This window comes from Nocardioides sp. P5_C9_2, assembly GCF_054049555.1.
Genome location: NZ_JBFUMD010000179.1, coordinates 1 through 7,093 on the forward strand (window position 1 = coordinate 1; position 7,093 = coordinate 7,093).

The window sequence follows — 7,093 nt, forward strand, 5'->3', positions numbered from 1 at the left end:
GCCGCGGGCTCTGCCGTCACCCGGCTGGTCGACCTCGCGCTCGTCTGGGAGTCGCCCGGCGGGCTGCGTCCGCTGAGCGGAGTGGCCGACGCGCTGCGCGGCGACGAGAGCGTCGGGGTCAGCGGGCTGCGGCCGAGGTCACCGGACCCGACGGATGCGACCGCCGTCACCGCACGCATCGAGGCGCTGTCGCCCGCGGCCCGCGCCCTGCTGGAGCACGTCGACGCCCACGGCGGGGAGGGCACCACCGGCAACGCGCGTCGTACGGTCTCGCCCGCCGACGCCGCCACGCCCGTCGAGGAGCTCATCGCCCACCGGCTGCTCCTCCCCCGCGACGGCGGCACCCTCGTGCTGCCCGGTGAGGTCGGGCTCGCGCTGCGGGGCGGCCGCACCACCCGGACCCCGCGCGACGAGGTGCCCGAGGTCGCCACCACCGACCGCGACCCGTCCCTGGTCGAGCGCAGCGCCGCGGGTGCGGCGTTCGAGGCCGTACGCCGCGTGGAGCTGGTGCTGGACCACTGGGGGCTCGAGCCGCCCGGCGTCCTGCGTGGCGGCGGACTGGCCGTGCGCGACCTCAGGGCCACGGCCCGCGACCTGCAGGTCGACGAGCCCGAGGCGGGCCTGCTCGTGGAGCTCGCCTCGACCGCCGGCCTGCTCACCGAGGGGGTCGACGAGGACGGCGGCTCGGTCTGGCTGCCCACCGACGCCTTCGACGCCTGGTCCGCCGGGTCGGTGGCCGAGCGCTGGGCCGCGCTGGTGCTGGCGTGGCTCGAGACCACCCGGGTCGCCTCGCTCATCGGCACCAAGGACCCCGGGGGTCGCACCTGGAACGCGCTCGCTCCGGACCTGTCCAGCCAGATGGCACCCGAGGCGCGGCGCCTGGCGCTCGAGGAGCTCGCCGCGCTGCCGGCCGGCGCCGCGCTGGCGACCGGCACGGGGGTCCCGTCGCTCCTCCAGCGGGTCGCCTGGCGCCGCCCCCGTCGTCCGTCCGTGCACCGCGACCTCGTCGCGGCGGCTGTCACGGAGGCCGCCGCGCTCGGCCTCACCGGGGCCGGCGCGCTCTCGGAGGCCGGCCGGGCGGTGCTCGCGGGTGACCACGACGGCGCCGTCGCGGCGATCACCCCGCACCTGCCGCACCCGGTGGACCACGTGCTGCTCCAGGCCGACCTCACCGCCGTCGCCCCCGGCCCCCTCGAGGCCGAGCTGGCGCGGACCCTGCACCTCGTCGCCGACGTCGAGTCACGCGGCGGGGCGACGGTCTACCGCTTCACCCCCGGCTCGGTGCGCCGCGCCTTCGACGCCGGCTGGACGGCCCTGGAGGTGCACGACTTCGTGGGGTCGGTGTCGCGCACGCCCGTGCCGCAGCCGTTGACCTACCTGGTCGACGACGTGTCCCGCACGTTCGGCACGGTGCGCGTCGGGCAGGCCGAGTCCTTCCTGCGGGCCGACGACGAGAGCGCGCTCACCGAGCTCCTCCACGACCCCCGAGCGGGGTCGCTCGGCCTGCGGCGCATCGCTCCCACCGTGCTCATCAGCACCGTCCCGGTCGACGTCCTCCTTCCCCGCCTGCGCGACCTGGGCGCCGCCCCCGTGGTCGAGGCCCCCGACGGGACCGTGCGGGTCGCGCGGCGCGACCTGCTGCGGGCCCGGCGCCCGCGTGCCGGTCGGAGCCGGGGGGCCGCACTCGCCCGGACGCATGCCGGGGTCGCGGCCGTCGTGACCGCGATCCGCAGCGGCGACCGGGCCACCGCGTCCCGCCCCGGCGCCCCCACCCTGACGACCACTCCGACCGGCGCGCTCACCGCGCTGCGCGAGGCCATCGAGGCCGGCAGCACCGTGGTGATCGGCTACGTCGACAACCACGGTGCCCGCTCCGACCGCGTCGTCGACCCGGTGCGCCTCGAGGGCGGCAGCCTGACCGCGCACGACCACCGCGCCGACGACCTGCGTGCCTTCGCCGTGCACCGGATCACGTCCGTCGCCCCGCTCCCGGACCGTCCGTAGGCTGGGGACGTGGACTTCATCAGGTACGCCGAGGCGTCGGCAGCGCTGCTCAACGCCGACCTCGCCGAGCCCGACGCCCTGCTGGCGCACCTCGCCGACCGCAGCTGGCTCCACCGGTCGGTGACCCCGGTCGACGTACGCGACCTGCAGGCGTTCCAGGCCGAGCTGCGCCCGGTGTTCGAGGCGTCCGAGGACGAGCAGGTGTCCCTCGTGGTGTYGCGGCTCAACGACCTGCTCGCCCGGCACCCGGTCACCCCGATGATCAGCGACCACGACCCGTCCCACCTGCACATGCACGTCGCCAACCGCTCCGCATCGGTGGCCGACCTGCTGATCGGGGAGTCCCTGATGGGGCTGGCCACCCTGGTCTGCGACGTCGGCGCGACCCGGCTCGGGGTCTGCCACGCCAACCGCTGCACCCACGTCTTCGTCGACACCTCGCCCAACCAGTCGCGGCGCTACTGCTCGGACCGGTGCTCCTCACGCGCCAACGTCGCGGCGTACCGCGCCCGGCAGAAGGCCGCCGCGAGCTGACGCACGGCGTCCGCAGGGGCCCCGCGTTGCGGCGCTCCGTACGCTGGGGCGGTGAACGACGGCCCCCTGATCGTGCAGAGCGACAAGACGCTGCTGCTGGAGATCGACCACGAGCGAGCGGCCGACTGCCGCAAGGCGATCGCCCCCTTCGCCGAGCTCGAGCGCTCCCCCGAGCACGTGCACACCTACCGCCTCACCCCGCTGGGGCTGTGGAACGCCCGCGCGGCCGGGCACGACGCCGAGCAGGTCGTCGACGCGCTGCTGGAGTACAGCCGGTACGCCGTCCCGCACGCGCTGCTCGTGGACGTCGCCGAGACCATGGCGCGCTACGGCCGGCTGCGGCTGGAGAAGCACCCCGTCCACGGCCTCGTGCTCAGCTGCACCGACCGACCGGTGCTCGAGGAGGTGCTGCGGGCCAAGAAGGTCGCCGGCATGATCGGCAACCGGATCGACGACGACTCGGTGGCGGTGCACCCCAGCGAGCGCGGCAACCTCAAGCAGGCGCTGCTCAAGCTGGGCTGGCCGGCCGAGGACTTCGCCGGGTACGTCGACGGCGAGGCGCACGCGATCGCCCTCGACGAGGACGGCTGGGAGCTGCGCACCTACCAGCGCGAGGCCGCCGAGTCCTTCTGGCACGGCGGCTCGGGGGTGGTCGTGCTGCCCTGCGGCGCCGGCAAGACGATCGTCGGAGCGGCCGCCATGGCGCAGGCGCAGGCCACCACGCTGATCCTGGTGACCAACACCGTCAGCGCGCGGCAGTGGAAGGACGAGCTCGTCAAGCGCACGACGCTGACCGCCGACGAGATCGGCGAGTACAGCGGGTCGGTGAAGGAGGTCCGGCCGGTCACCATCGCGACGTACCAGGTGCTCACCACCCGCCGGAAGGGCGTCTACACGCACCTCGAGCTGCTCGACGCCCGCGACTGGGGGCTGGTCGTGTACGACGAGGTGCACCTGCTGCCGGCGCCGATCTTCCGGATGACCGCCAACCTCCAGGCACGGCGCCGGATCGGGCTGACCGCGACCCTGGTCCGCGAGGACGGCCGCGAGGGCGAGGTCTTCTCCCTGATCGGCCCCAAGCGGTACGACGCGCCGTGGAAGGACATCGAGGCGCAGGGCTGGATCGCACCGGCCGACTGCGTGGAGGTGCGGGTGACGCTGCCGGAGGGCCAGCGGCTGGCCTACGCCACGGCCGAGCCCGAGGAGCGCTACCGGCTGGCGTCGTGCACGCACCGCAAGGTCGACGTCGTACGCCAGCTCGTCGACCAGCACTCCACGCAGCCCACGCTGGTGATCGGGCAGTACATCGACCAGCTCGACGAGCTCGGGGAGATGCTCGATGCGCCCGTCATCAAGGGCGAGACCCCGGTCAAGGAGCGGCAGCGGCTCTTCGACGCGTTCCGGGCCGGCGAGATCACGCTGCTGGTGGTGAGCAAGGTGGCCAACTTCTCCATCGACCTGCCCTCGGCGGAGGTGGCGATCCAGGTGAGCGGGTCGTTCGGCTCGCGCCAGGAGGAGGCGCAGCGGCTCGGTCGGCTGCTGCGACCCAAGGCGGAGGGCAAGACCGCGCACTTCTACACGATCGTCTCGCGCGACACCGTCGACGCGGACTTCGCCCAGAACCGGCAGCGGTTCCTCGCCGAGCAGGGCTACGCCTACCGGATCATCGACAGCGACGACCTCGAGGCAGACCCGGCGTGAGCCGCGACGCCGCGGGCCGGATGCGGCAGGCCGGCGCCGAGGACGCCCCTGCGTTGCTGTCGCTGTGGGAGGGCATGGTCGAGGAGATGGGCTTCGACGGCGACGAGGCCGTGGCGTGGCGTGGGCACGCGCTCGCGTTCGTCACCCGGTCGGCGGCCGACCCCGACGGCGTCCGCCTCCCGGTGGTGGAGGTCGACGGCGAGCTCGTCGCCTCGGCCGTCGGCACCCTGGAGACCGGCGTCCCCAACCCTCACTCCCCCACGGGGCGGGGAGTCCGGCTGGCCAACGTCTTCACCCTCCCCACCCACCGCGGCCGCGGGCACGCCACCGGGCTCATCGAGGACGTCATCGCCTGGGCGCAGCGGATCGGGGCCGACCGGATCGACCTCAGCGCCACACCCGAGGGCCTGCGGACCTATGAGCGGCTGGGCTTCACCCTCGCCTCGGCTCCGCGGATGAAGCGGATGCTCTGACCGGCGTCCGGACGTACCACTCCGTGCCGAGCAGGGCCCGGCACGCCTCCGGCGACATCGCGGCCACCTGGCCGGGGAGCGCCCCCCTGGCCACCTCCGCCCGGTGGCAGAGGATCGCGGCCACCTTCTGATCGAGCCACGGCGCCACGTCGAGGGGCGTGGCCTCGTCGTCGGACGTGGTGTGGAGGGCCTTGCGGGCCCCGATGGTGTCGGCGAGCATCCGTCGCGCGGAGTGCGGATGGGTGGCCAGGAGGAGGGACTGCGGCGTCCAGGGCTCACCCGTCCCGGGGAGCTGGAGCGGGTCGCCGGCGGCGCGCGCGGCCAGCACCGTCACCTGGTGGGTGCGCACGTGGTCCGGGTGACCGGTGGCTCCGCCGTGGCCGTCATGGGTGACGACGACCTCCGGCCTCAGCTCGCGCACCAGCGCCACCACCCGGCGCACGACCTCGTCGACCGGGGCGTCGAGCAGGCGCGGTCGGCCGGGCGCCGAGTCCGGCACGCGGGCGTCGGCGTAGCCGAGCAGCCTCGGCTCGCCGGCGCCGAGGACCCGGGCGGCCTCGCCGAGCTCGCGTGCCCTCGTCGTACCGGCGGCCCAGGTGGCCGTGACGACGTGTGTCCTGGCGCCGCCGGCCGCGTGACGGGCGAGCAGGCCGCCCGCCGACAGCGACTCGTCGTCCGGGTGCGCGAACACGGCGAGGACGCTCTGCGCTGATGCGCTCACGTCGCGACCGGGGCTCGGCGCTCGAGGGGCTTGGTGCTGTAGATCCAGTGGGGCACCGGGTCGTCGGGGTCCTGGAGCGCCTCGCGCCGCATCCCCAGCCGTTCGGCGACCCCGATCGACGACGGGTTGTTGCGCGCGATGCGGGCGACGACTGGGTGCCCGGGAAGGAGCCGTGCCAGCTCGTCGAGGGCTGCTCGTCCCGCCTMCGTGGCGAAGCCACGACCCCAGTGGTCCGGGTCGAAGCGGTAGTAGAGGTTCAGCGCGTCGTGGCCGGCGAGCGTCACGTGGCAGAGCCCGGCGAAGCCCACCACCGCCGCGTCGGCGAGGGTCTCGACCACGGCGTAGCCGAACCCGTGCTCGTCCCAGTGCCGTCGCCAGTCCTCCAGGCGCTCGGACGCCGCGGACTCACGCCGCATGACCGCGGACGGCAGGTGGTGGTAGGTCCTCGGGTCGGAATGGATCTCGAGCAGGCGGCGGGCGTCCCCGGCGACCGGACGACGCAGCCGTAGGCGCTCGGTCACGAGCCAGGCCGCTGGAAGGTCTGCCGCCACGCGTGCATCGTCGCACGGCCATGCACGATCACCGGACATGCCGGTGGGCGAGGGTCTCCAGCGCGACGCACGTGCCCGGTCGGCGCATCCCAGCGCGACGCACGTGCCCGGTCAGTGCGGCCGAGCGCAGCGGGCTAGGGTCGAGAGGTGCCCGACCTCGCCGACCGCTGGCCCATCCCGGCGCTGCACGACGTACGCGACGCGCTGCTGGTGGCGTGGGACCGCGACGGCTACCACGACCTCACCCACCTCGCCGAGGTGCTGGATCGCATCGACGAGCTCGACYGGGCCGGGGAGCGGTTCGACCGGGTGCCGGTGGTGCTGGCGGCGTGGTTCCACGACGCGGTGTACGACGCCCTCCCGGACGCCGAGGAGCGCTCGGCGCAGTGGGCCGAGCGGGCTCTCCCGGAGCCGCCTGCCTCCGAGGTGGCGCGCCTGGTGCGGATGACCGAGAACCACCGGCCCTTCCCCGACGACCGCAACGCAGGCGTGCTCAGCGACGCGGACCTCGCCATCCTGGCGGCAGACGGGGAGCGCTACGCGGACTACGCGGCGGGAGTCCGGCGCGAGTACGCACAGGTGCCCGACGACGACTTCGCCCGCGGGCGGGCAGCGGTGCTGCGCGACCTGCTGGACGGCCCGCGGCTCTTCGCCACGGCGGCGGGGGCACGACGGTGGGAGCAGGTCGCGCGCGCCAACGCGTCGGCCGAGATCGACCAGCTGGAGGGGCCCGCAGGGACCTAGGAGTCGCCGCCGAGCTGCACGTAGACGGTGAAGCGGTCGGGACGGTAGACGGTGCGGGAGACCTCGACCGGCTTGTCGGCGAGCAGCGCGCGACGCGAGTGGCGCAGCACCGGGGCACCGACGGCCAGCTCGAGCAGGCCGGCCTCCTCCGCCTCGGCAGMGTCGGCGCAGATCGAGTCCTCGGCCCAGGCGGGACGCAGGCCGCGGGCCTCGAGGGCGTCGTACAGGCTGGTGGGCATCCCGCTCTGCAGGAAGCCGGGCAGCAGCACCTCGTTGAGGTAGGCGTCCTCGATGCAGACGACCTGCTGGTCGGCGCGACGCAGCCGCTTCCAGTGGATGACCGCGTCGCCCGGCGTGATGGAGAG

At 74.7% G+C, this 7,093-nt stretch carries 8 protein-coding genes; 5 read left to right on the forward strand and 3 right to left on the reverse strand.

The window, feature by feature from the left end; genetic code table 11:
* The 4 genes from ACXJKL_RS10650 to ACXJKL_RS10665 form a co-directional block, all read left to right on the forward strand.
* Window positions 1-2,004 (forward strand): helicase-associated domain-containing protein (locus ACXJKL_RS10650; protein ID WP_457207024.1); only part of this gene is annotated, 2,004 nt, incomplete at its 5' end.
* A 9-nt stretch (window positions 2,005-2,013) separates the two neighbouring features.
* A complete protein-coding gene (locus ACXJKL_RS10655; protein WP_457207025.1) occupies window positions 2,014-2,538 on the forward strand; it encodes a CGNR zinc finger domain-containing protein in 525 nt (174 codons plus the stop codon).
* A gap of 51 nt (window positions 2,539-2,589) precedes the next feature.
* Window positions 2,590-4,239 (forward strand): DNA repair helicase XPB, encoded by a 1,650-nt coding sequence (locus ACXJKL_RS10660; RefSeq protein WP_457207026.1) that lies wholly within the window; start codon window positions 2,590-2,592, stop codon window positions 4,237-4,239.
* Complete coding sequence (locus tag ACXJKL_RS10665; RefSeq protein WP_457207027.1) at window positions 4,236-4,712, forward strand: GNAT family N-acetyltransferase; 477 nt, start codon at window positions 4,236-4,238, stop codon at window positions 4,710-4,712. Before ACXJKL_RS10660 ends, ACXJKL_RS10665 begins: the two co-directional genes overlap by 4 nt.
* Here the strand turns inward: ACXJKL_RS10665 and ACXJKL_RS10670 are convergent.
* Both ACXJKL_RS10670 and ACXJKL_RS10675 read right to left on the reverse strand, forming a co-directional pair.
* Window positions 4,672-5,433: a PIG-L deacetylase family protein gene (locus tag ACXJKL_RS10670; RefSeq protein WP_457207028.1), complete on the reverse strand. Its 762-nt coding sequence runs from the start codon at window positions 5,431-5,433 to the stop codon at window positions 4,672-4,674. The genes ACXJKL_RS10665 and ACXJKL_RS10670 overlap by 41 nt on opposite strands.
* Window positions 5,430-5,984 (reverse strand): GNAT family N-acetyltransferase, encoded by a 555-nt coding sequence (locus ACXJKL_RS10675; protein ID WP_457207029.1) that lies wholly within the window; start codon window positions 5,982-5,984, stop codon window positions 5,430-5,432. Before ACXJKL_RS10675 ends, ACXJKL_RS10670 begins: the two co-directional genes overlap by 4 nt.
* Window positions 5,985-6,131: 147 nt before the next feature.
* On the opposite strand from ACXJKL_RS10675, the gene ACXJKL_RS10680 reads away from it, so the two are divergent.
* Window positions 6,132-6,728: an HD domain-containing protein gene (locus ACXJKL_RS10680; protein WP_457207030.1), complete on the forward strand. Its 597-nt coding sequence runs from the start codon at window positions 6,132-6,134 to the stop codon at window positions 6,726-6,728.
* On the opposite strand, the gene ACXJKL_RS10685 is transcribed toward ACXJKL_RS10680, so the two are convergent.
* Window positions 6,725-7,093 (reverse strand): GntR family transcriptional regulator (locus ACXJKL_RS10685; RefSeq protein ID WP_457207031.1); only part of this gene is annotated, 369 nt, incomplete at its 5' end. The genes ACXJKL_RS10680 and ACXJKL_RS10685 overlap by 4 nt on opposite strands.